The sequence below is a fragment of the Brucella grignonensis genome, assembly GCF_002252505.1.
GTDB lineage: Bacteria > Pseudomonadota > Alphaproteobacteria > Rhizobiales > Rhizobiaceae > Brucella > Brucella grignonensis.
Window position 1 is genome coordinate 666,317 of record NZ_NNRL01000163.1, and the last position, 22,431, is coordinate 688,747.

Here is a 22,431-nt window from a genome sequence, read left to right on the forward strand (position 1 = left end):
GGTTTTGCATCAGGCAGTTAGAAAATTTTCACAATAGTTTCGATTTGGCAAGGTATAATGCTTGTCAAAAGAGGAAACTTATTTCACCTTAACTTATTGCGTGTGAGAAAATCACAGCGTCCAACAGGGAGTATCGCGTGATGGGAAGCTATGACGACAATTCCAATAATTCGCCGATCCCCGGCGGCAGCCTTGCCAAGCCGGTTCTGATTGCACTCGGTGCGCTTCTGGTCGGCAAGATGCTGAAAGGGCATAGCGAGGAACCTGAACAACCGGCCTCCATCCCGGATCAATCTGCGTCTCAGCAGGCAGATAGCGGTGGCGGTCTGCTCGGCGGCATCCTGGGTGGTCTTGGTGGTTTGCTTGGTGGAGCGCTTGCAAGTGGTGGTGCGGCTTCAGCTCCAACGGCTCCCGGTTCGCTCGGCGGTGGTCTTGGCGGCCTTCTTGACCAGTTAAAGCAGGCTGGCCTTGGTGATAAAGTGGATTCCTGGGTCGGGCAAGGCACCAATCATCAGATCGAACCGGGCCAGCTTGGTGATGCACTTGGTCAGAAGACCTTGAGCGAAATTGCGGCACATGCCGGCATTGATCAGCAGGAATTGCTCAATCAGCTTTCGCAGGTTCTTCCGGGTCTGGTCGATAAGCTGACGGCCAACGGTCAGGTGCCTGACACGAACGAATTGTCGCGGCTGTTGCACAATCGCTGATACAGCTCTACTTTTTTAAGAGCATTTTCAGCAAAAGTGCGAAGCGGTTTTGCGTCGGATAATGCGTAAAGCAAGTGGCGACAGTGGTTCTGACATGTGAAGTTGGTTCGGACCGCTGTGCGCATCACGCACCGGCAAACAGCTTGCCGGTGCGCTTTAATTTGGTGGTAGCCCGATGAGTTTCTTTCCATGTCCTGATCCGGTTCTCGGCGACAAGACCACTGTGGATGCCATCGAAACGCTGGTGATCCCGCGGACGAGCGATATTGGTGGGCTGGAGGTGCGGCGTGCGCTTCCCACGGTTCGCCGTCGTCTTGTCGGACCGTTCATCTTTTTTGATCGAATGGGGCCGGCGGTTCTGCGTGATGGTGATGCGCTTGATGTGCGTCCGCATCCTCATATCGGACTTTCGACCGTGACCTATCTTTTCGACGGTCACATCCGGCATCGCGACAGCCTTGGCACCGAAATGGTGATCCAACCCGGCGATGTAAACCTGATGACGGCGGGGAAGGGAATTGTCCATTCCGAACGCTCGCCTGAAGAAGAGCGTAGCGGCCCGCTATCAATTTCCGGCGTGCAGACATGGCTCGCTCTTCCAGAGCAGCTTGAAGAAATCAATCCGGAATTCTTCCACACCAATGCGCCAGATCTGCCGCTGATGGAGGATCGTGAGTTCAAGGGGCGTCTTATCATCGGTTCGATGCATGGTGTTAACTCGCCAGTCATTCAGCACGCTGAAACGCTCTATGCGGATATTGAAGTGCTGCCGGGTGGGCGTTTCCATATTCCGCCGACCACGGAAGAACGCGCAATTTACACGCTGCGTGGCAATGTTGGCATTGGTGGCGAGGTGTTCCCGCCTGACCGTCTGCTGGCATTTCGTCCGGGCGATGATATTGTCGTGCAAGCAGGGCCGGAAGGTGCACATTTCATGCTTTTTGGTGGTGCGGCGCTTGGCTCCAAGCGTTACATCTGGTGGAATTTTGTATCGTCTTCCAAAGAACGCATTGAGCAGGCAAAAGAAGAATGGCGCACGGGTCGCTTTGATATCGTGCCTGGTGACGAAAACGAATTCGTACCTTTGCCTGAATGATTTTGCATGTGCATCGTATAGGACACGATGTCTCGCTGCGCGCAATGTGAGCTTTGGCCCGCTTGATCTGAGCAGGCTGCTGCTATACCGACAAATCAAAATCGAACCAGAAACAGGTTGTTTTAATGTCCCGACCCATAACCCCATTGCTCGATAAAGCGCCGACGCCGGACGCTTTGCGTGCATTGCCGGAGGCCGATCTGCCGCAGCTTGCGCAGGAATTGCGCGCCGAGATGATCGATGCCGTTTCCACAACAGGTGGGCATCTGGGTGCAGGTTTGGGTGTGGTTGAACTGACGGTCGCGTTGCATCACGTCTTCGACACACCGCATGACCGCATCATCTGGGACGTTGGACATCAGACATATCCGCACAAGATTCTGACTGGTCGCCGTGATCGTATTCGCACATTGCGTCAGGAAGGCGGGCTTTCGGGCTTCACCAAGCGCGCTGAAAGCGAATATGATCCATTTGGTGCCGCGCATTCATCGACATCGATTTCCGCTGGCCTTGGCATGGCGGTCGCCTCTGATCTCTCAGGCGAAAAGCGCAATGTGATCGCCGTCATTGGCGACGGCTCGATGTCGGCTGGTATGGCCTATGAGGCGATGAACAATGCCGGTGCGCTCGATGCGCGCCTCATCGTCATTCTCAACGACAACGACATGTCGATTGCGCCACCGACCGGCGCCATGAGCGCCTATCTGGCGCGCCTTGTTTCCGGCAAGACCTATCGCAGCGTGCGCGAAGCTGCCAAGCAGGTTGCCAGGAAACTGCCGAAGTTCCTGCAGGATAAAGCCCGCAAATCGGAAGAATTTACACGTGCCTTCTTTACCGGCGGTACGATGTTTGAAGAGTTGGGTTTTTATTATGTCGGTCCTATCGATGGGCATAATCTCGACCATCTGTTACCGATCCTGAAAAATGTTCGCGACGCACAGGAAGGTCCTGTGCTGATCCATGTGGTCACGCAAAAGGGCAAGGGCTATGCGCCCGCGGAAGCCGCCGCCGACAAGTATCATGGCGTCAACAAGTTTGACGTGATTACCGGCAAGCAGTCGAAGCCGCCTGCAAATGCGCCAAGCTATACCAAGATTTTCGGCACAAGTCTGATCGAGGAAGCGCGTCACGACGACAAGATCGTGGCGATCACGGCTGCGATGCCAACAGGGACGGGCCTTGACCTATTTGGCGAAGTCTTCCCCAACCGCACGTTTGATGTCGGCATTGCGGAGCAGCACGCAGTCACTTTTGCCGCCGGTCTTGCCAGCGAGGGCTTCAAGCCGTTCTGCGCCATTTACTCGACCTTCCTGCAGCGTGGCTACGATCAGGTCGTGCACGATGTGTCGATCCAGAATTTGCCCGTGCGTTTCCCCATCGACCGTGCCGGACTGGTTGGAGCCGATGGCCCAACCCATGCAGGTTCATTCGACACAGGCTTTCTCGCAGCGTTGCCGGGTTTCGTGGTGATGGCTGCATCGGATGAGGCCGAGCTGCGCCATATGGTGCGCACGGCTGCAGACTACGATGAAGGCCCGATCTCTTTCCGCTATCCGCGTGGCGATGGCGTCGGCGTCGAATTGCCGGAGCGCGGTACGGCACTTGAAATCGGCAAGGGCCGTATCGTTCGTGAAGGCACCAAGGTTGCACTCCTTTCCTTCGGTACGCGCCTGCAGGAATGCCTGAGCGCCGCTGATGAGCTGGGTGCCGCAGGGCTTTCTACAACCGTTGCTGATGCGCGTTTTGCCAAGCCGCTGGACCATGACCTCATCCGCCGTCTGGCACGCGAACATGAAGTGCTGGTGACTGTTGAAGAAGGCGCTGTCGGTGGCTTTGCCGCCCATGTTCTGCAGTTCCTTGCGACCGATGGTCTGCTGGATCGTGGCCTCAAGGTTCGTGTGCTGACATTACCTGATATCTATCAGGATCATGCCAAGCCGGAAGTCATGTATGCCAATGCTGGTCTCGACCGTGCAGGCATCGTGCACACCGTCTTTGCCGCCTTGGGGCGCGAAGCAATAACTGCGTCCTTCCGTGCCTGATATTTTGTCCGATAAGAGCTTGCGGCTCGATCAGTTTCTGGTCGAGTGTGGTTTGTTTGCGACGCGCTCACGTGCACGCGATGCGATCCAACGCGGCACGGTCACGGTGGATGGCAAGCCCGTCACCAAGGCGGGCCAAACGGTTCTGCGTACGGCAAAGATCGCCGTGGATGATCCGGCAAGCGCCTATGTTTCTCGCGGCGCATTGAAGCTCATTGCAGCACTTGATCACTTTGGCCTCGATGTGAAGGGTTTGACGGCTCTTGATATCGGCGCATCGACCGGCGGCTTTACACAGGTGCTTCTGGAACGCGGTGCCAACCACGTTCTTGCCATTGATGTCGGCCACGACCAGTTGCATGAAAGCTTGCGCACCGATCCTCGTGTCACCAACAAGGAAGGGCTCAACGCCCGTGCGCTGGAACTTATCCATCTGGATGGACGCGAAATCGATTGCGTGGTTTCGGATGTGAGTTTCATTTCGTTGAAACTCGCATTGCCTCCGGCATTGGCCTTTGCGCAAAAAGGTGCTATCTGCGCGCTTCTCGTAAAGCCGCAATTTGAAGCGGGCCGCGAGGCCATTGGCAAGGGCGGCATTTTGCGCGATCCGAAAGATGGCGAGCGCATAGCAGAAGAACTGAAATCATGGCTTGAGACGCTGCCCGGCTGGCGCGCGCTCGGCCTCTGCCCGTCGCCCATCGAAGGCAGCGATGGCAATCGTGAATATCTCCTGGCAGGAAAGAAAGATCAATGACGACCCAAGTGACAATCCGCTCGATGGGTGCGGGCGGCGATGGCGTCGCCAACCTTCCCGATGGCCAGATTTATGTGCCTTTCACACTGCCGGGTGAGGTGGCCAATGTTGCGCGCGACAAGAACCGTGCGACGGTTATGGCGCTTCTCGAAACGTCACCTGAGCGGCAGGATCCGGCTTGCCAGCATTTTGAAGATTGCGGCGGCTGTGCGTTGCAGCATTGGCAGGATGAGCCCTATCGATTGTGGAAGCGTGAGCTGGTCGTTTCAGCGCTTAAAAGCAAAGGGCTCGATGTTGAAGTGGACCCGCTGGTCGCCTGTCAGCCACGCTCGCGCCGCCGTGCGACCTTTGCTGCCCGCAAAACGGAAAAAGGCGTGCTATTAGGCTTCAACCGCCACCAGAGCCATGAGATTATCGATATCGTTGAATGCGCTGTCACCGTGCCGGAAATCATTGCGCGGCTTGATGATCTGCGCGAAGTGGGGGCACTGATTGCTCCCGGTTCCAAGCCGTTTAAATTGGCTGCGACGGTTACGGCATCCGGACTTGATCTCGCAGCAAGCGGCTGCGGGAAGCTGAGCGATGAGCAGCGCCGCGCACTCACAGCACTTGTGATGACAAAGGGCTTTGCACGTCTTTCGCATGAAGGCGAGATCATCGTCGAGCCGAAAAAGCCGATCATTCATTTCGGCAATGTGCCAGTTCCGGTTCCTCCCGGTTGCTTCCTGCAGGCAACGGTGGAAGCTGAAGAGGCAATGGTGTCGCTTGTCCTTTCGCATCTTGGCAAATCAAAACGCGTTGCAGACCTCTTCTGCGGTGTCGGTACATTTGCACTGCGTATTGCTGAAAAGAGTGCAGTCCACGCGATTGAGAACGATGCACCGGCTCTTGCAGCTCTTGATCGTGGGGTGCGCCATGTGCAGGGCTTAAAGCCTGTTTCGGTCGAACGGCGCGATCTGTTCCGCCGTCCGCTGATGCCGAAGGAATTGCTGCCTTACAATGCGGTTGTTTTTGATCCGCCACGTGCGGGTGCCGAAGAACAGGCGCTTGAACTGGCAAAATCCAAGGTGGAGAAGATTGTCGCGATCTCGTGCAATCCGGTGACGCTCGCCCGCGACCTTGCCATTCTGGTGAAGGGTGGCTATCGCGTCACGCGTGTCACGCCGATTGACCAGTTCCTCTGGTCATCACACGTCGAAGCGGTTGTGATGCTGGTGAAGAAGTAGAGTTGGATAAAAGCCGGGCGATTAAGCCCGGCATTTTCTATTTCCATCGGCAGTGTCAGTTGGCCAGTCCGTCGAAGTTCGTCAGAATGGTAGTCCAACCCTTGATGTGACCGTCTCGCGCTTCAGGGCTGCGGAATTTGACCTGTTTCAGCGTAATGTCGGTGGTATTCGGGTCGACCTCCTTGAGGTCTATCGTCACCACGCTGTCGTCTAGCGAATGGGGCGAATTCCATGTAAATGCCAAGCGCGAATGTGGATCAATTTCCAGATAAGTGCCCGAATGCGGTACGTCGCGGTCGACCATGTGCATGACGATGGAAAAGCGTCCGCCTTTCACCGCATCCGTGCTGACATCGGACGGTCCGGTGCTGTCGCTTGATGCACGCATGAATTTCGCCAGCATCATGGGCGAGAGCCATGCGTTGAAAACTTTCTCCCGGGGAGCGGCGATCCTGCGATTGATTGTCAGTTCAAGCTCACTCATTTTCCTGTTCCTTCGAAACGAGTACATCTTCCAGCGCCATTAGGCGCAGTTCCCAGACAGACTTGAGTTCCGCGAACCATGCTTCCACTTCCCGCACGGGCTCAAGCTCAGCGGCAATGAAATGCTCGCGTCCTAAAGTCTTGCGGGTGACCAGCCCAGCCTCCTCCAGCACCTTGATGTGTTTGGAGACCGAGTTGAGCGACATGTCGAAATGAGCGGCGAGTGCAGTCACTCTTGACGCACCCTCCTGAATGAGAAGCGTCAAGATATGCCGTCGGGTAACATCCCCCACAGCTTTGAGAATATGTGACAGAGCATCATCGTTCATTATTCACCCGTGAGGTTGAATATACTGCATTGTGAAAAATAGTCAACCAGGTGGTTGAATATACGCATGTCCACCCGTGCGACGCAAGCGAATGGCGTTGAAGTTTAAGAAAATAAGCCATTTCTGTAGAGGAAAAGGAGAGGCTTTCTCAGGATTTTGGGGAAAGAGCGGCATCCACCGCCGCCTCTGCATGCAACCTTGTGGTGTCAAACACCGGCACGGGGCTGTCCTGCTGGCCGATGAGTAGCATGATTTCGGTGCAGCCGAGAATGATGGCTCTAGCCCCGCGCTCAACCAGACGATTGATGACAGCGCGGTATTTTTCGCGCGAAGCATCGCGTACTTCGCCGACGACCAGCTCGTGATAGATGATGTCATGCACGATTTTGCGGTCGGCATCATCGGGCGTCAGTACGTCAAGCCCGTGTTTGGCTGCGAGGCGACCTTTGTAGAAATCCTGCTCCATTGTGAAGGCAGTGCCAAGCAATCCGACTTTGGACAAGCCTGCGGCCTTGATCTTCTCCGCCGTCGGGTCGGCGATGTGCACAAGCGGGATCGATGTGGCGTTTTCGACGTCAGCGGCCATTTTATGCATGGTGTTGGTGCAGATCAGGATGAAATCTGCGCCGCCTTTTTCAAGGTTCTGCGCGGCTTCGATCATAAGTCTGGTCAGCTCGTCCCATTTGCCTTCATGCTGAAGCTGCTCGATTTCGCCAAAATCCATCGACCACATCAGGCTCTTGGCCGAATGCGTGCCGCCGAGACGTGCGCGGATTTCCTGATTGATAATGCGATAATATTCCTGCGAGCTTTCCCAGCTCATCCCGCCTATGAGTCCGATCGTCTTCATCAAGCTCTCCCGGATAAAAATTAAGGGCGGATCACTCCGCCCTTGTTACTCGGTTTTGTGTTTTGGGCGAAAGCCGCAATCACATCTTTTCGATGATCTTCTGGTCACCTTCATGTGCCTTGCCATTGGCAGCGATGATGGCGGGAACGATGTCTTCCGCCTTGTCGATGACCAGCGGCTTTACCTGATGTGCGGTGTGCAGGAAGCCTTCGGTCGTCATGTGCTCAAGGAGCGAAAGCATAGGCTGCCAGAAGTTGTTAATGTTAGCGAACACCATAGGCTTGCGATGCTTGCCGAGCTGCCCCCAGGTCATCATTTCCACGATTTCCTCAACCGTGCCGATGCCACCGGGAAGGGTGACGAACGCATCCGACTTCTGGAACATGAGGTGTTTGCGCTCATGCATGTCACCCACGACGATAAGTTCGGTGAGCTGTTCGGCCTTTTCAAGGCTCGCTTCCTTGTCGAGCAGGAAGGTCGGAATGATGCCGGTGACTTCGCCGCCAGCTTCCATCACGCCTTGCGCAACCGCGCCCATGATGCCACGCGTGCCACCGCCATAAACAAGGCGCAGGCCGTGTTCAGCAATGGACCGGCCGAGCGTGACGCCCGCTTCGCGATAGATGGGGTTCAGGCCCGTGGACGAGCCGCAATAAACACAGATGGATCGAATCTCAGACATGATTTTCTTGTGCGCTTTTGCCGTTTCAGCGTCAAGCTTTGGCGTGAATGAATTGGTCGGTTTAGAGCATGTCTCCCAAAAGCGGAAACCGGTTTTGGGATGGAGACATGCGTAAAAACAAAAAGATAGAGCATTTCGAATGATTCCATTTAAACCGGAATGCTCTAGCTGGACATTTTCGAGCATAGCTATATCTCTTGAGCGGTGGAATTTTGACAGGGAGTTGAGTTGTTCATGGGCAAATGGATTTTATTGCTTGGTCTTTCGCTGGCTGCTTCCAGCGCGTCGGCAGGTGAAATCAATATCACGTTGCCCGACGATATCGAGGTGACGACCAACTCCGTCCTCTACACTTGTGGCGATAACAATGTCTCTGCCACTTACTATAATGCCGGTGATATTTCTCTCGCTGAACTGGAAATGGAAGACCAGACCGTGGTGGCTTCCAACGTAATTTCCGGCTCGGGCGCCAAATATGCAGGTGGCATTTACATCTGGTGGACCAAGGGTGAAACCGCAGATTTATATAATCTGATGGACGATCCTGAGCAGGAAAAGCCAATCAGCTGTGTTGAACAGTAATTTTTCTGCAATAATGGCCCCATAACTTGCGTAATTCTGCTCTGATTTCTTGTAGGTCAAAGCAAAAGGCGGTAAACCCATTGATTAATTTATCTCATGTGGGTTCCGGGCCGAAATGCAAAACTACAGATATGGGGTTATCGGTGTTCTTCTCGTTCTCGTTTTAGGCGGGGGCGCCTATTATTGGAATTCTCTAAAAGAGCAGGGCGCATCGTCGGGTTCAGGTGTGACAACGACAGCTCCCGAAACGGGCAGCACGCAAAAACCAGTTGACGCGCAGGTTCCTGCGGCTGTGCAGGGGCAGCAGAAGCCTGCCGAAGCAATGCCGGAACCGGCCACTGCGCAGGCCGCCCCAGAGACGCCCAAAGAAGCTCCGAAAGAGGCTAAGGTGCCGGCGTTCGACATTTTGCGTGTTGAACCTGATGGCTCCGTCGTAATTGCAGGTCAGGCTGCGGCCAATGCCGCTGTCGAAGTCATTTCTGGCTCAAAGGTATTAGGAATGACCAAGGCCGGTGAGAATGGTGATTTCGCTATTGTTCTTGATGAGCCGCTTAAGCCGGGCGATCACCAGTTGGTGCTACGCGCAGGCGGGGCAGATGGCAATGTTGCCACATCGGCGCAAACGGCCATTGTGTCCGTGCCAGATAGCAGCACTGGTCAGGTTCTGGCTCTTGTTGAAGAGCCGGGTCAGGCAAGCCGCCTGATCACCAAACCGGAAGCTCCTGCACAGCAGGTGATATCTTCACCAGAAGCGGGCACAACGACGACGGAACAAGCGCCTCAGGTGAAACCCGATCCGGATGCGCCGATTGCTATTGAGGCCGTGGAAATCGAAGGTGATAAGGTTTTTGTTGCTGGCAACGCCAAGGGTTCCAAAACGGGCAGCAGCGTTGTTGTGAACGCCAATGATATTATGCTTGGCACAAGCGCAATTTCTTCAGAAGGTCGTTTTCTGGTGCAAAGCCAGAAGCCTCTTGCGGTTGGTGATTATATCATCCGCGCCGATCTGGTGGATAGTACCGGACGGGTGATTGCAACCGCGCGCGTACCTTTCCGTCGCGAAGCCGGTGAGAATGTTTCGGCGATAGCTTCCGAAACAAGCGGCCAGAATGGTGGCGCAGAGGATGCTTCCACGAGTGTGCCCTTACAGAAGGTGGAAGGCTCGGTGATTATTCGCAAGGGTGATAATCTCTGGACCATTTCCAAGCGCACTTACGGTAAGGGTACACGCTACACGACCATCTATCTTGCCAATCGCGACCAGATCCGTAATCCGGATTTGATTTTGCCTGGGCAGGTCTTTGTCATGCCACAGCAACCGCTGGGTGATGACGAAGTGCAGCGTCGCCTGCAAGATTCCTCGAACTGACGCAAAACAGCAATATCTGTTTTGTGAACGCAGTGTCCTTTAGAAAGGACGCTGCGTTACATTGCTTTTTGTAGCATAATCGTATATCGTCGATTTACGATGAAGATTTCTCTTGAGACGATGCCCGATGTTCTTCCGGGCGTGGATGATGATCTTGCGGCGCGCATTTATGCAGCGCTCGGTCACCCCGTTCGTATTCACATTCTCCGGCAGCTGATTCTTGAAGATGCCTGCTGCTGCAAGGATATTGTCGGGCGTCTCGATCTTGCCCAGTCCACCGTGTCGCAGCATCTCAAAGTTCTCGTACAGGCGGGCCTTATTGACTATCAGCCCGACCGCCAGACCTCGCGCTACAGCGTCAACTGGCAGCAATTGACCATCATTCGTTCGCATCTCGCAGCCTTTCGTGGTGGCTGCTGCGAAACAACTGTCTGATTTGAAAGAAACGTCATGAGCTCCCCCAAAACTGTTTCTGCCGATTCCGGCGAGACGTTCAAAACATTGCGAAATCTTTGGCCCTATATGTGGCCAACGGAACGGCCTGATCTCCGAATGCGTGTGGTATGGGCAACGTTCTATCTGGTGATTTCGAAGATCGTTCTGATTCTTGTTCCCTATTTCTTCAAATGGGTAACGAATGCGCTGAACGGTCAGCTTGATGCGCCGGGTTACATTCCGCTTATTCTGACCGGCGCGGTCATGCTGGTGCTGGCCTATAATGCCGCCAAGATTGTTCAGGCAGGTTTGAACCAGCTTCGTGATGCGCTGTTTGCCAGCGTCGGCCAATATGCTGTGCGCCAGCTTGCCTATAAAACCTTCGTGCACATGCATCAGCTTTCGCTGCGTTTCCATCTGGAGCGGCGCACCGGCGGACTTTCGCGCGTCATCGAGCGCGGTACCAAGGGCATTGAAACGATTGTCCGTTTCACGATCCTCAACACGCTGCCGACCATTCTCGAATTTGCACTGACAGCGGTGATTTTCGCCTTTGCTTACGGCTTTTCCTATCTTCTGGTCGTTGCCGCAACCGTCTGGGCTTATACGTGGTTCACGATCAAGGCGAGTGACTGGCGTATCAACATTCGTCGCGAGATGAATGACTCTGATACCGATGCCAACACCAAGGCCATCGACTCGCTGCTCAATTTTGAAACCGTCAAATATTTCGGCAACGAGAGCATGGAAGCCAAGCGCTTCGATGCGTCCATGGCGCGCTATGAAAAGGCCGCAACCCAAACCTGGACGTCGCTTGGCTGGTTGAACTTTGGCCAGGCTGTGATCTTTGGTGTCGGTATGGCGATTGTCATGGTGATGTCGGCGCGCGAAGTGCAGGCTGGGACACAGTCGTTGGGTGACTTCGTCTTCATCAACGCCATGCTGATGCAGCTTTCCATTCCGCTCAATTTCATTGGCTTTATCTATCGCGAAATCCGTCAGGGCCTGACCGATATTGAACAGATGTTTGACCTTCTCGATGTGCAGCAGGAAGTGCAGGACAAACCGGACGCCAAATCGCTCAAGGTCGACAAGGCCGCGATCCGTTTTGATGATGTGCATTTTGCCTATGACTCCAACCGCCCAATTCTCAAAGGCATCAGCTTTGAAGTGCCGGCGGGCAAGACGGTGGCGATTGTCGGCCCGTCGGGTGCGGGTAAGTCGACTATCTCTCGCCTTCTGTTCCGTTTTTATGATGTGCAGTCTGGTTCCGTTACAATTGACGGGCAGGATGTGCGTGATGTGACGCAGGAGAGCCTGCGCAAAGTGATCGGCATGGTGCCGCAGGACACAGTGCTGTTTAACGACACCATTGCATATAACATCCGTTATGGACGCACCGATGCGACAGACGAGGAAGTGGAAAAGGCTGCCGAAATGGCGCAGATTTCCGGCTTCATCAAGCATTTGCCGGATGGCTATCAGGCGATGGTCGGCGAGCGCGGTCTGAAGCTTTCAGGTGGTGAAAAGCAGCGCGTGGCGATTGCTCGCACGATCCTGAAGGCGCCGCCAATCCTCATTCTCGATGAGGCGACATCGGCACTTGATACGGCGACAGAACAGGAAATCCAGTCGGCGCTCGATATCGTCAGCCGTGGCCGCACAACGCTCGTCATCGCTCACCGCCTCTCGACTGTAATCGGTGCAGATGAAATCATTGTGCTCAAAGATGGTCTGATTGCCGAGCGTGGCACCCACCGGGCGTTGCTCAAGCAAGATGGCCTCTACGCTTCGATGTGGAACCGTCAGCGTGAAGCTGATGAGGCAGAAGAACGCCTGCGTCAGGTCCGCGAAAGTGACGATATGGGTGTGGTCATTCGCGGTACTCCTGCGGCTGAGTAACCAGATGACTATCAGGGTGTCTTCACGAACCCTGACAGTCGTGAATAAATTGCGAAATACGTTTCGATTTTAAGCAGGATGAGTTAAAACCGGGCCAAGCTGTCGCATCGTGCCGTTAATCAGGGGAGATTTTCGGCAAGGCGATGCGCATATAAAATCACTAGAGCGCAAGACGCATCGTTAGACATGCTGCGCTCCAGAAGGAAAAGCGATGAGCCTGTCTGATACTATTCGTAACACTTTCGTGCCGATCCATCGTGAAGGTTATCCGTTTATCGCGGGCTTTTTCGTGGTCTCGCTTATTCTGGGCTGGCTGTGGAACCCGCTGTTCTGGATCGGTCTCGTTCTCACCATCTGGTGCATCTATTTCTACCGTGACCCGGAGCGGGTTACGCCGATCGCTGACGATCTCGTCATCAGCCCGGCTGATGGCAAGGTTTCTTTTGTCGGTCCGGCAATCCCGCCTGCGGAACTGGATCTTGGTGCCGAACCTTTGATGCGCGTTTCGGTTTTCATGAATGTGTTTTCTGTTCACATCAATCGCGCACCAGTCCGTGGCCGCATCGAGAAGATTTTTCATCGTCCGGGTAAGTTCCTCAATGCGGAACTCGACAAAGCGAGCACCGAAAACGAGCGCAATTCCGTTTTGATCGATAGTGCGAATGGCAAGGTCGGTGTTGTGCAGATCGCAGGTTTGGTCGCACGCCGTATTGTCTGCTGGTCGCGTGAAAGCGATAATCTTATCGTCGGTGAACGCTTCGGCCTGATCCGTTTTGGCTCACGCGTTGATGTTTATCTGCCAGCTGGTGTATCGGTTCGTGTCGCTGTCGGGCAGACGGCTATAGCTGGCGAGACCGTTCTTGCTGAATTCGGTAGTGAACGCGCCGAACCTGTGGTGCGGATCGCCTGAGCCGATGGAAACACCGTTCCCACCCTTTGAGCCTAATGGCCGTGTGGATTCATCCCGCGGCCCAAGACTTTCGCAGATCCCTCTGCGTATCGTAGTTCCGAATGTCATCACAGTTCTTGCTATTTGCGCGGGCCTGACGGGCATTCGTCTGGCCTTTGAACATCGCTTTGAACTTGCCGTGGCGATGGTGCTGATTGCCGCCTTTCTCGATGGTATCGACGGTCGCGTCGCCCGCATGATGAAGGGCTCGTCCAAGTTTGGCGAGCAGATGGATTCACTGGCCGACATCGTCAATTTTGGCGTTGCCCCTGCATTGGTACTCTATGTCTATGTGCTTGATCAGGCACGTTCTTTCGGTTGGATCGCGGCACTTCTCTATGCGATTGCCTGCTGCCTGCGCCTGGCCCGCTTCAATGTGATGCTTGAAGACCCGAACCGCCCTGCCTGGCAGAACAATTATTTTATCGGTGTTCCGGCACCCGCTGGAGCCATGTTGGTACTATTGCCGGTCTATCTGGGCTTTCTCGGGCTAACCCCGGGCAAGGGGCTGGCTTTCGGCGTTGCAATCTACACGGTTGCAATTGCTTTCCTGTTGGTGAGCCGTCTTCCGGTTTATAATGGGAAGTCTGCCGGTAGCCTCGTGCGCCGTGATATCGTCATGCCGCTCATTCTGATGGTTGTCATTTACGTGGCTTTCCTGATGAGCTTTACCTGGCACACGCTGGCGCTGACCGCTTTGGCCTATGTCGCGTTCCTACCGCTTAGTGTGGTCGCATGGAACCGCCGTGAGGCAGCGGATCGCAAGGCTGCTCTTGAAAGTGAGCCGTCAGAGGAAGTCTGATCGCAAGTTACTGCTGATGAAATGCACACGCTCCTGAACCGATAATTTCGGCAGGAGCGTGATTTCATATCCGAGCTCTCTATAGATCTGCTCCATAGCCTCGAATGTGCGTAGGGCTTCATCGAAGTCCTGTTTGCGTTCGGCATCCTGTCCGAAAATTTCCGGCCACGGCGGAGCCAGAAACACTGTTCTGTTATATTGAATCACTTTAGCAGCCTCATACATATGTGGCGGTACAGGCAGTTTGCAGAGCTTCAGATAACCGATCACATCCGGCACGCCACGGTCAAAAAACACCGGATCGTCAAGTGCTTGTGCAGCTTTGTGCGAGCGCATTTCCCACGACAGCATAAGCTCGGCAAAGAGGGAGCGGTCAGCCCATGGCAGCCTTGTGCCGCCGATTGCGGCCTGATCCTGAATGATAGCGCGACCAGCTTCCACTGTGCGGGAGAAGCCTTGCTTTTCGAGTGCATCAATCAGTGTGCTTTTGCCTGATCCGGGTCCGCCACTGATAATGATAAAGCGCTGATAGTCGTGAGACATTGGTCCTCCAGTAAAATGGGAGTATGCGCGTGCATAAGCGCGCGAAGGAGCAGTCTTGTCTGGTGAGGGGGGAAGGTCCGCTTTAAAAATGGGCCGGAAAGGTCGGCAGGAGCGGAATATTTAGAACGGATAAATCCGGCCTTGATGTTGCACAAGGCCGGAAAAAAGCAAAAAATCAGGACGGCATGTGATAATCGAGGAAGCGGTCCTGACGGACGTCAAACAGCTTGCCGGTAACATCAAGGTTCGGATCGGCTAGTTTGACGATTTTTTCAGCGACCGACTGCGGCGTTGGCAGAGTTTCGGGGTCTTCGCCCGGCATTGCCTGTGCACGCATGGCAGTGCGGGTCGCGCCAGGATTGACCGAGTTGATGTTGAGTTTCATCTGCTTGGTTTCTTCTGCCCAGCTCCGCGCCATCACTTCGACTGCAGCCTTGGAAGCGGCATATGGGCCCCAGAAAGCGCGGCAGGAATGGGCGACACCTGATGAGAGCAGGATTGCACGTCCTGCATCAGACGCACGCAGCAGTGGGTCAGTTGTGCGGATCAGGCGCCATACGCTGGTAACATTGACATTCATGACTTTTTCGAAGGTCTTGGCTTCAACATGGCCGATGGGGGAAATCGTACCAAGAACGCCGGCATTCGCAACCATGATATCGAGTTTGCCCCAGCGCTCATAAATAGAGCCGCCAAGACGGTCAATTGCTTCCATGTCGGTAATGTCAAGCGGCACGAGCGTAGAGCTGCCGCCAAGCTTGCGAATATCGTCGTCGAGTTCTTCCAGTCCCCCAACGGTGCGCGCAACAGCGATCACATGTGCGCCGCGTTTTGCCAGTTCAAGTGAAAGAAAATAGCCAATGCCGCGCGATGCGCCCGTTACCAAAGCCAGACGGCCTGTAAGGTCGATGCTCATTCCAGTCCCCAATTTCAGTCATGAGATTTGCAATAAAAGCGAGGCGGCCTTTGGGGCCGCCTGCGTGAAAGATGCGTGATCAGCCGTTGCTGGCGAGCAGGGACAACGTATGAACGTTGCTTTCGCCTTCCTGATCTAAAAGACGGGTTGGATATTCACCCGTGAAATAGTGATCGGTGAAGGCAGGTGCCTTTGGATCACGCGGCTGTCCGCCGACGGCCTTGTAAAGACCGTCAATCGAAAGGAATGCCAGCGAATCCGCACCGATATAACGGCACATGGATTCAAGGCTGTCATGCTGGTTTGCAAGCAGTTTTTCACGGTCTGGCGTATCGATACCGTAGAAGTCCGGATGAAAGATCATCGGGCTTGCAACGCGGATATGCACTTCCTTTGCTCCGGCATCGCGGATCATCTGCACGATCTTGACCGAAGTGGTGCCGCGCACAATGGAATCATCCACCAGAACGACGCGCTTACCTTCGATCATCGCACGGTTGGCGGAATGCTTGAGCTTCACACCAAGGGCGCGGATCTGCTGTGTCGGCTCAATAAAAGTACGGCCAACATAGTGGTTACGAATGATGCCGTATTCGAAAGGAATACCGCTGGCCTGTGCAAAGCCCAGTGCGGCAGGCGTGCCGCCATCGGGTACGGGCACAACCACATCGGCCTCGACGCCGGCTTCGGCTGCGAGATTCATGCCCATGTTCTTGCGCGCGACATAGACGCTGCGTCCACCAACGACCGAATCCGGGCGTGCAAAATAGACATACTCGAACAGGCAAAGGCGTTCAGGCTGTGGATTGTCTGCCTTGATGCATTCGGTGGTGATTGAGCCATCTTTCTGGATTTCGCAGATGATGACTTCGCCGTTTTCGACGTCGCGAATATACTTCGCGCCGATGATATCAAGAGCACAGGTTTCCGAGCAGAAGATTGGCTTGCCGTCGAGTTCGCCCATGACGAGAGGACGAATGCCGATTGCATCACGAGCCGCAATCAGCTTGGTGCGGGTCAACGCCAGCATGGCGTAACCGCCTTCGACCTGACGGATCGCATCGACAAAGCGTGCGCTTGACGAAGCCTGACGCGAGCGCGCAATCATGTGCAGCACGACTTCGGTGTCGGATGTCGCCTGAAAGATTGCACCAGAGGCGATCAACTGCTTGCGCAGTGTAATGCCGTTGGTGAAGTTGCCGTTATGCGCAATTGCGATGCCGCCAACTTCCAGCTCCGCGAACAATGGCTGCACATTGCGCAGAATCGTTTCACCAGTTGTGGAATAACGTACATGGCCAATGGCGCGATCGCCGGGCAAACGGTTCAGCGTGGAGGCATCGGTGAAGTGGTCACCCACCAGCCCCATGTGCCGCTCAGAATGAAAGCGACGGTTGTGGTAAGACACAATACCAGCGGCTTCCTGTCCGCGATGCTGAAGAGCGTGCAAGCCCAGAGCAGTCAGTGCTGCGGCGTCCTCGTGGCCAAGAATGCCAAATACACCGCACTCTTCATGCAACGTATCATCGTCCAGCATAAAGGAGCTTTCGTCATGCGATTGTTGGAACATTGTCCGCAAGGCCTTTCGATTGCGGTTACTAAAAGCAACATTTACAGGAAAAGGCCGCGTTTTAAAAGCGATCCCTTGCATGCTGTGCGTTTCAGCCGCTGATATAGAGCATTTCCAGCAAAAGTGCGAAGCGGTTTTGCGTCGGATAATGCGAAAAGACAAAGAGATAGAGCATTTCCAATGATTCAAGAAAAACAGGAAATGCTCTAGTGTAAGACTTTGACTAAAAACAGATGAAACCGACAGCTTTATGCTGCCGGTTTCAAAAAGGCGTATTCGAGATCAGTTTGCAGCCGGTGTATCGTCCGGTACAGGCTGCTCGGTTTGATCTCCTGTCTGGCCGCTAGCCGGGGCCGGGGTTTCCTGTCCGGGCTTGAATTTTTTAATTGCCGATTCTGGATCAGCCGGCAGGAGATCGATCAACTGCTGACCGAAGGAATCAAGCATTGGCTTGGATTTCGCATTGTTGACCCATGCAGGCTGGTTGGTTGGAACAAGCCAGTTGAAGAACAGCATAGCAACAACAACAAGAAGAACACCACGTGCTGCACCAAACAAAAAGCCGAGCGTGCGGTCAAGGGCACCGATGCGGCTGTCGATGATGAAATCGGCAATCTTCATGGTGATAAGCGAAACAACGATCAGAACCACAAGGAAAACTGCGCCAGCGGCTGCTATCTTTGCGATAGTTTCGTTGTTGATATAGGGCTGAAGGAAAGGCAGCACTGGCATATAGAACAAATATGCCGCTGCGGCCGCTGCTGCCCAGGAAACCAGCGAGAGCACTTCGCGAGAAAAACCGCGGACCATCGCAAGAACGGCCGAAACCAGCGTTATTCCGAGTAGAATTCCATCAAGTAACGTAATCGGCATTCTGGCCTGTCCTTAATTTATACGCAGCGTGGCTTTTTGCATTCGAGCACCTGCGGGGCAGTCAAACTTGCGGGAGCATAACATTGGAAAGTTGACGAAATCTTCCGCCGTTAAATCCCATTAAATTCAATGATCTGCAACCTGATGTTTGCAGATGGGGGTTATTTCTTGCCCGGACCCGATGCCGCAATGCGTACAACAAGATCAGGTAACGCGGTCGTTTCCATAAGCCCGAAGTTGCGATCTTTCCAAAGCTCGCTACTTCCGCCGGGCACAACTGCTTGTCGGAAGCCGAGTTTTTCTGCTTCCTTCAGCCTCTGTACTGCATGTGATACCGCACGAACAGCGCCAGAAAGGCTGATTTCGCCGAAATAAACACTATCTGGCGGGAGGGCAATACCGGCAATGGACGAAACAAGCGCCGCAGCCACTGCAATATCGGCAGCAGGCTCGCTGATACGATAGCCGCCAGCGACATTGAGATAGACATCGTGTTGGCCAAAACGCACGCCGCAATGTGATTCGAGCACGGCCAAAATCATGGCAAGACGGCTTCCGTCCCAGCCCACAACGGCGCGGCGCGGTGTGCCGAGCGAGGAGGGGGACACAAGTGCCTGTATTTCAACCAGAACCGGGCGCGTGCCCTCCATTCCGGCAAAAACGGCTGCGCCCGGCGATTTTGCATTACGCTCGCCGAGGAAAAGTTCGGAAGGGTTCGAAACTTCCCGCAAGCCGCCATCTGACATTTCAAACACACCGATTTCATCGGTTGGGCCGAAACGGTTTTTGACGGTGCGCAAGATTCGGTACTGATGCCCGCCTTCGCCCTCAAAATAGAGAACGCCATCGACCATGTGTTCGACAACGCGTGGCCCGGCAATCTGGCCCTCCTTGGTCACGTGACCAACGAGAACGACCGCCGCACCCGTCTGCTTGGCATAGCGGATCATCGCCTGCGCAGAGGATCGCACCTGTGTAACTGTTCCGGGGGCAGAGTCTGCCATGTCGGTCCACAGCGTCTGGATGGAATCGATAATGACCAGATCGGGCCGCTTGCCGTCGGAAACGGTGGCAAGAATATCTTCGACATTGGTTTCAGCGGCAAGCTCGACTGCGCTGGATGCCACGCCAAGTCTTTGCGCGCGCAGACGTATCTGTGCAACTGCTTCTTCGCCCGATACATAGACGATGCGGTGACCGCGATTGGAAAGAGCTGCAGCTGCTTGCGTCAACAGTGTCGATTTGCCGATACCCGGATCGCCACCGATCAAGACTGCGGAACCACGCACGAACCCGCCGCCTGTAACACGGTCGAGTTCGCTGATACCGGAGATGATGCGTGGTGCGTCTTCGATTTCGCCTGAAAGTGAAGTCAAAGTAACAGCCCGACCCTTGCGTTTGGAAAGCATGGAGCCGGGACCGGAGCCGATACCGCTATTGGTGCCTTCTTCGACAAGCGTGTTCCACTCGCCGCAGGAGTCGCACTTACCCGCCCAGCGGGTGTGAACCGCGCCGCAATTCTGGCAAATGAACTGAACGCGTGCCTTGGCCATCAGGCACGCTCCGTCGTGATCGTGATTTTATTCATACTGCTCCGGGATATAAGACCCCTCGGCCAGATCTGCAAATCGCGTAAACTCGGCCTGGAAAGCAAGCTTGACGGTGCCGGTTGGTCCGTGACGCTGCTTGGCAACGATCACGTCGGCAGTGCCGCGCACTTTTTCGAAGTGCTGTTTCCATTCTTCGTATTTAGGATCGAATTCGTCGCGCGGTTCGAGGTTCTTGACGTAATATTCTTCGCGGAAAACGAACAGCACCACGTCGGCGTCCTGCTCGATCGAACCCGATTCACGAAGATCGGAGAGCTGCGGGCGTTTGTCTTCACGGCTTTCCACCTGACGGGAGAGCTGTGATAGCGCAATGATCGGAACATTGAGTTCCTTGCCAAGCGCCTTCAAGCCAGTGGTGATTTCTGTGATTTCCTGCACACGGTTCTGTGCCGAAGCCTTGGACGAGCCGGTCATCAGCTGAACGTAGTCGATGACGAGTACGTCAAGACCGCGCTGGCGCTTCAAGCGGCGCGCACGCGCTGCAAGCTGTGCAATCGAGATACCACCCGTCTGGTCGATATAGAGCGGGATTTTCTGCATCACCTGCGAGCAAGCAACGAGCTTTTCGAAGTCGGTCTCGGTGATGTCACCACGACGGATTTTTGAGGAGGAGACTTCCGTCTGCTCGGAAATGATACGTGTTGCGAGCTGCTCCGCCGACATTTCGAGCGAGAAGAAGCCAACAACACCACCATTCTTGGCTTTCATCGTGCCATCAGCCTGCTGTTCGGCTTCATAAGCATTGGCGATGTTGAAAGCGATGTTGGTGGCAAGCGAAGTCTTACCCATACCCGGACGACCGGCGAGGATGATCAAGTCGGAAGGCTGCAAGCCGCCCATCTTGCCATCGAGCGTATGAATGCCGGTGGAAACACCCGACAGATGACCATCGCGCATGAAAGCGGCGTTTGCCATGTCGACGGCGGTTGTGACCGCGTCTTTGAATGCCTGAAAGCCACCGTCATAACGCCCGGTTTCAGCAAGCTCAAACAGACGACGCTCGGCGTCTTCGATCTGTTCCTGCGGCGCGTTGTCGACTGGCGCATCATAGGCGACATTGACCATGTCTTCGCCAATGCCGATGAGTGCGCGTCGCGTCGCAAGATCATAGATCGCGCGGCCATAATCTTCGGCATTGATGATGGTGACAGCTTCTGTCGCAAGGCGCGCAACATACTGGAATACAGTCAGATCACCGATCTTGCCTTCATTGGGCAGGAAGGTCTTCATGGTGACCGGATTGGCCATCTTGCCGACCCGGATAAGATCTGTGGAAATTTCGTAGATACGACGATGCAAAGGCTCGAAGAAATGGGTTGGCTTCAGGAAGTCCGAAACCCGGTAAAAAGCGTCGTTGTTGATCAGAATAGCACCGAGGAGTGCCTGTTCCGCTTCAATATTGTGGGGTGCTTCACGATAAAGCGCATCTTTTTGCTCGCGCGCATCATCAAGTTTGCGTACCGCCGCTTCCGCCATGATTCTCTGGTCCTGTCTCTGATCTTCCCAGCTAGACCTGAAGTGAAGCCAAACGCAACGCAGCCTCAAGGTGATTCCTGCCGGGAGTGATAAGCTATACCATGATTCACAGGCATCCACAGTTTGCGGTTTAAACTTTTGCACCGGGACTTGACGACCGTTGTGATGCAGAATGGCGGCTGCTACGAAACCCGAAACAAGCTTCAGAGGAATTCGTTCATGCGTTCTCGTTTCATATCGGCGTGGCTGACGGCCATCGCCTCTTTGTCATTTCTGTCTTTTCCCGCGGCGGCGTCTGAGCCGATCAAGGTCAAGGTTTTCATCGCCGCAATGTTCGAGATCGGCCAGAATAGTGGAGATCGCGCTGGCGAGTTTCAGAACTGGTATGAACGCTATTGGAAAGACGCCAAGCCTATTGAAGTGAAGGGCGCTTTGAAGCCGGTCTATTGCAATGACGATGGCGTTTGCGGTTCGGTTCTTGGTATGGGTAAAGTCAACTCATCGGCCAGTATGCAGGCCATTCTGCTCGACCCGGCTTTTGACTTCTCGAAGAGTTATTATGTTCTGTCGGGCGTAGCAGGTACGCCGCCTTCGCGTGGAACCATCGGCGATGTGAGCTGGGCGACTTGGCTTGTTGATTATGATCTCGGACATCGTTGGATGCCAGAGGAAGGCAAGGCCGGTGAGCCGGTATTTATGCCACGTAAAGGCTATGAGGATTATCGCGTCTTCAAGCTTAATCCTGATCTGGTTGCGGCCGCGATGCGCCTTGGCAAAGACGTGAAGCTTGAGGATTCGAAAGAAGCACAAGCCTACCGGATGCGTTACCCGGATAAGGCTGCACAGGCCGCACCGTCCTTGAAAGAGGGCACCCATATGACGGGCGACACTTTCTTCCATGGTCCCGGCCTGTCGAAGGAAGCGCAGTATATCGCAAAGCTCTATGGCGCTGACGACTATCTGATCACGGAAATGGAAGCGGCTTCGATCACGCTCGTCATCAAGCGTCAGTTCGGCACAGACCGCATTCTCAGTCTGCGCGGTGCGGTAAATTTCGATCAGGGTAACCCGAATGAAACAACGTTGCAGCATCTTGATCCAGCGCCGGGCGAAACTGCTGGCGGTTTTGCTGAAACGGTCAGGAACATCTATCTGGTTGGGTCTCCAGTGGTCGATGAAATCGCGACCCATTGGGACAAGTGGGAAGCGGACGTACCCAAGGCACAGTAACTAAA

22 protein-coding genes are annotated in these 22,431 nt (G+C 54.6%); 12 read left to right on the forward strand and 10 right to left on the reverse strand.

The window, feature by feature from the left end; all coding sequences use genetic code 11:
* Positions 1-140 precede the first annotated feature (140 nt).
* The 5 genes from CEV33_RS16995 to CEV33_RS17015 all read left to right on the forward strand — a co-directional run bounded on the left by CEV33_RS16995 (position 141) and on the right by CEV33_RS17015 (position 5,825).
* Positions 141-707 (forward strand): YidB family protein, encoded by a 567-nt coding sequence (locus CEV33_RS16995; RefSeq protein ID WP_094541573.1) that lies wholly within the window; start codon positions 141-143, stop codon positions 705-707.
* A gap of 175 nt (positions 708-882) precedes the next feature.
* Positions 883-1,803, forward strand: a complete 921-nt coding sequence (locus CEV33_RS17000; protein WP_094541574.1) for a pirin family protein — start codon at positions 883-885, stop codon at positions 1,801-1,803.
* 125 nt (positions 1,804-1,928) lie between these two features.
* Positions 1,929-3,845, forward strand: coding sequence for a 1-deoxy-D-xylulose-5-phosphate synthase (dxs, locus tag CEV33_RS17005; protein ID WP_094541575.1), 1,917 nt, complete (start codon positions 1,929-1,931; stop codon positions 3,843-3,845).
* Entirely contained in the window at positions 3,838-4,599 is a 762-nt protein-coding gene (locus CEV33_RS17010; RefSeq protein ID WP_094541576.1) for a TlyA family RNA methyltransferase, read from the forward strand. Before dxs ends, CEV33_RS17010 begins: the two co-directional genes overlap by 8 nt.
* Positions 4,596-5,825, forward strand: a complete 1,230-nt coding sequence (locus tag CEV33_RS17015) for a class I SAM-dependent RNA methyltransferase (protein WP_094541577.1) — start codon at positions 4,596-4,598, stop codon at positions 5,823-5,825. The genes CEV33_RS17010 and CEV33_RS17015 overlap by 4 nt, the downstream gene beginning before the upstream one ends.
* A 55-nt stretch (positions 5,826-5,880) precedes the next feature.
* Here CEV33_RS17015 and CEV33_RS17020 read toward each other — a convergent pair whose 3' ends face one another.
* The 4 genes from CEV33_RS17020 to CEV33_RS17035 form a co-directional block, all read right to left on the reverse strand.
* Positions 5,881-6,309 carry an SRPBCC family protein gene (locus tag CEV33_RS17020; RefSeq protein WP_094541578.1) on the reverse strand — a complete coding sequence of 143 codons (429 nt, stop codon included), beginning with the start codon at positions 6,307-6,309 and terminating at the stop codon, positions 5,881-5,883.
* Positions 6,302-6,637, reverse strand: a complete 336-nt coding sequence (locus CEV33_RS17025) for an ArsR/SmtB family transcription factor (RefSeq protein ID WP_094541579.1) — start codon at positions 6,635-6,637, stop codon at positions 6,302-6,304. Before CEV33_RS17025 ends, CEV33_RS17020 begins: the two co-directional genes overlap by 8 nt.
* A 148-nt stretch (positions 6,638-6,785) precedes the next feature.
* Positions 6,786-7,487, reverse strand: coding sequence for an aspartate/glutamate racemase family protein (locus CEV33_RS17030; RefSeq protein WP_094541580.1), 702 nt, complete (start codon positions 7,485-7,487; stop codon positions 6,786-6,788).
* 79 nt (positions 7,488-7,566) lie between these two features.
* Positions 7,567-8,169, reverse strand: a complete 603-nt coding sequence (locus CEV33_RS17035) for an LOG family protein (RefSeq protein WP_094541762.1) — start codon at positions 8,167-8,169, stop codon at positions 7,567-7,569.
* A 234-nt stretch (positions 8,170-8,403) separates the two neighbouring features.
* Here CEV33_RS17035 and CEV33_RS17040 point away from each other — a divergent pair, with 234 nt between their 5' ends.
* From CEV33_RS17040 to pssA, 6 genes are all read left to right on the forward strand, one after another.
* Positions 8,404-8,751, forward strand: a complete 348-nt coding sequence (locus CEV33_RS17040; protein WP_094541581.1) for an MliC family protein — start codon at positions 8,404-8,406, stop codon at positions 8,749-8,751.
* 115 nt (positions 8,752-8,866) lie between these two features.
* Positions 8,867-10,120, forward strand: coding sequence for a LysM peptidoglycan-binding domain-containing protein (locus CEV33_RS17045; RefSeq protein ID WP_094541582.1), 1,254 nt, complete (start codon positions 8,867-8,869; stop codon positions 10,118-10,120).
* A 99-nt stretch (positions 10,121-10,219) separates the two neighbouring features.
* Positions 10,220-10,555, forward strand: a complete 336-nt coding sequence (locus CEV33_RS17050; RefSeq protein WP_094541583.1) for an ArsR/SmtB family transcription factor — start codon at positions 10,220-10,222, stop codon at positions 10,553-10,555.
* Between the two features lie 15 nt (positions 10,556-10,570).
* Positions 10,571-12,457 carry an ABCB family ABC transporter ATP-binding protein/permease gene (locus CEV33_RS17055; protein WP_094541584.1) on the forward strand — a complete coding sequence of 629 codons (1,887 nt, stop codon included), beginning with the start codon at positions 10,571-10,573 and terminating at the stop codon, positions 12,455-12,457.
* Positions 12,458-12,668: 211 nt separating this feature from the next.
* Positions 12,669-13,367 (forward strand): phosphatidylserine decarboxylase, encoded by a 699-nt coding sequence (locus tag CEV33_RS17060; protein WP_094541585.1) that lies wholly within the window; start codon positions 12,669-12,671, stop codon positions 13,365-13,367.
* 4 nt (positions 13,368-13,371) lie between these two features.
* The gene (gene pssA, locus CEV33_RS17065; RefSeq protein ID WP_094541586.1) at positions 13,372-14,208 is read left to right on the forward strand and encodes a CDP-diacylglycerol--serine O-phosphatidyltransferase; all 837 of its coding nucleotides are present in this window, start codon (positions 13,372-13,374) and stop codon (positions 14,206-14,208) included.
* On the opposite strand, the gene CEV33_RS17070 is transcribed toward pssA, so the two are convergent.
* The 6 genes from CEV33_RS17070 to CEV33_RS17095 form a co-directional block, all read right to left on the reverse strand.
* A complete protein-coding gene (locus tag CEV33_RS17070; protein ID WP_094541587.1) occupies positions 14,194-14,751 on the reverse strand; it encodes an AAA family ATPase in 558 nt (185 codons plus the stop codon). The genes pssA and CEV33_RS17070 overlap by 15 nt on opposite strands.
* A gap of 175 nt (positions 14,752-14,926) precedes the next feature.
* The gene (locus tag CEV33_RS17075) at positions 14,927-15,667 is read right to left on the reverse strand and encodes an SDR family NAD(P)-dependent oxidoreductase (RefSeq protein WP_094541588.1); all 741 of its coding nucleotides are present in this window, start codon (positions 15,665-15,667) and stop codon (positions 14,927-14,929) included.
* Positions 15,668-15,746: 79 nt separating this feature from the next.
* Positions 15,747-17,237 carry an amidophosphoribosyltransferase gene (purF, locus tag CEV33_RS17080; protein ID WP_094541589.1) on the reverse strand — a complete coding sequence of 497 codons (1,491 nt, stop codon included), beginning with the start codon at positions 17,235-17,237 and terminating at the stop codon, positions 15,747-15,749.
* A gap of 282 nt (positions 17,238-17,519) precedes the next feature.
* Positions 17,520-18,110: a CvpA family protein gene (locus CEV33_RS17085; protein WP_094541590.1), complete on the reverse strand. Its 591-nt coding sequence runs from the start codon at positions 18,108-18,110 to the stop codon at positions 17,520-17,522.
* 161 nt (positions 18,111-18,271) lie between these two features.
* Complete coding sequence (gene radA, locus CEV33_RS17090; protein ID WP_094541591.1) at positions 18,272-19,663, reverse strand: DNA repair protein RadA; 1,392 nt, start codon at positions 19,661-19,663, stop codon at positions 18,272-18,274.
* 27 nt (positions 19,664-19,690) lie between these two features.
* Positions 19,691-21,196, reverse strand: a complete 1,506-nt coding sequence (locus CEV33_RS17095) for a replicative DNA helicase (protein WP_024896175.1) — start codon at positions 21,194-21,196, stop codon at positions 19,691-19,693.
* A gap of 219 nt (positions 21,197-21,415) precedes the next feature.
* Between CEV33_RS17095 and CEV33_RS17100 the strand changes: the two genes are divergently transcribed.
* The gene (locus CEV33_RS17100; protein WP_094541763.1) at positions 21,416-22,426 is read left to right on the forward strand and encodes a purine-nucleoside phosphorylase; all 1,011 of its coding nucleotides are present in this window, start codon (positions 21,416-21,418) and stop codon (positions 22,424-22,426) included.
* The last annotated feature ends 5 nt before the right edge of the window (positions 22,427-22,431 follow it).

What these genes read in the sequence shown, in the direction of transcription:
- CEV33_RS16995 (WP_094541573.1), top strand. Translation starts at nt 141, where the DNA reads ATGGGAAGCTATGACGACAATTCCAATAATTCGCCGATCCCCGGCGGC.
- CEV33_RS17000 (WP_094541574.1), top strand. Translation starts at nt 883, where the DNA reads ATGAGTTTCTTTCCATGTCCTGATCCGGTTCTCGGCGACAAGACCACT.
- dxs (WP_094541575.1), top strand. Translation starts at nt 1,929, where the DNA reads ATGTCCCGACCCATAACCCCATTGCTCGATAAAGCGCCGACGCCGGAC.
- CEV33_RS17015 (WP_094541577.1), top strand. Translation starts at nt 4,596, where the DNA reads ATGACGACCCAAGTGACAATCCGCTCGATGGGTGCGGGCGGCGATGGC.
- CEV33_RS17020 (WP_094541578.1), bottom strand. Translation starts at nt 6,309, where the DNA reads ATGAGTGAGCTTGAACTGACAATCAATCGCAGGATCGCCGCTCCCCGG.
- CEV33_RS17025 (WP_094541579.1), bottom strand. Translation starts at nt 6,637, where the DNA reads ATGAACGATGATGCTCTGTCACATATTCTCAAAGCTGTGGGGGATGTT.
- CEV33_RS17030 (WP_094541580.1), bottom strand. Translation starts at nt 7,487, where the DNA reads ATGAAGACGATCGGACTCATAGGCGGGATGAGCTGGGAAAGCTCGCAG.
- CEV33_RS17035 (WP_094541762.1), bottom strand. Translation starts at nt 8,169, where the DNA reads ATGTCTGAGATTCGATCCATCTGTGTTTATTGCGGCTCGTCCACGGGC.
- CEV33_RS17040 (WP_094541581.1), top strand. Translation starts at nt 8,404, where the DNA reads ATGGGCAAATGGATTTTATTGCTTGGTCTTTCGCTGGCTGCTTCCAGC.
- CEV33_RS17045 (WP_094541582.1), top strand. Translation starts at nt 8,867, where the DNA reads ATGCAAAACTACAGATATGGGGTTATCGGTGTTCTTCTCGTTCTCGTT.
- CEV33_RS17050 (WP_094541583.1), top strand. Translation starts at nt 10,220, where the DNA reads ATGAAGATTTCTCTTGAGACGATGCCCGATGTTCTTCCGGGCGTGGAT.
- CEV33_RS17055 (WP_094541584.1), top strand. Translation starts at nt 10,571, where the DNA reads ATGAGCTCCCCCAAAACTGTTTCTGCCGATTCCGGCGAGACGTTCAAA.
- CEV33_RS17060 (WP_094541585.1), top strand. Translation starts at nt 12,669, where the DNA reads ATGAGCCTGTCTGATACTATTCGTAACACTTTCGTGCCGATCCATCGT.
- pssA (WP_094541586.1), top strand. Translation starts at nt 13,372, where the DNA reads ATGGAAACACCGTTCCCACCCTTTGAGCCTAATGGCCGTGTGGATTCA.
- CEV33_RS17070 (WP_094541587.1), bottom strand. Translation starts at nt 14,751, where the DNA reads ATGTCTCACGACTATCAGCGCTTTATCATTATCAGTGGCGGACCCGGA.
- CEV33_RS17075 (WP_094541588.1), bottom strand. Translation starts at nt 15,667, where the DNA reads ATGAGCATCGACCTTACAGGCCGTCTGGCTTTGGTAACGGGCGCATCG.
- purF (WP_094541589.1), bottom strand. Translation starts at nt 17,237, where the DNA reads ATGTTCCAACAATCGCATGACGAAAGCTCCTTTATGCTGGACGATGAT.
- CEV33_RS17085 (WP_094541590.1), bottom strand. Translation starts at nt 18,110, where the DNA reads ATGCCGATTACGTTACTTGATGGAATTCTACTCGGAATAACGCTGGTT.
- radA (WP_094541591.1), bottom strand. Translation starts at nt 19,663, where the DNA reads ATGGCCAAGGCACGCGTTCAGTTCATTTGCCAGAATTGCGGCGCGGTT.
- CEV33_RS17095 (WP_024896175.1), bottom strand. Translation starts at nt 21,196, where the DNA reads ATGGCGGAAGCGGCGGTACGCAAACTTGATGATGCGCGCGAGCAAAAA.
- CEV33_RS17100 (WP_094541763.1), top strand. Translation starts at nt 21,416, where the DNA reads ATGCGTTCTCGTTTCATATCGGCGTGGCTGACGGCCATCGCCTCTTTG.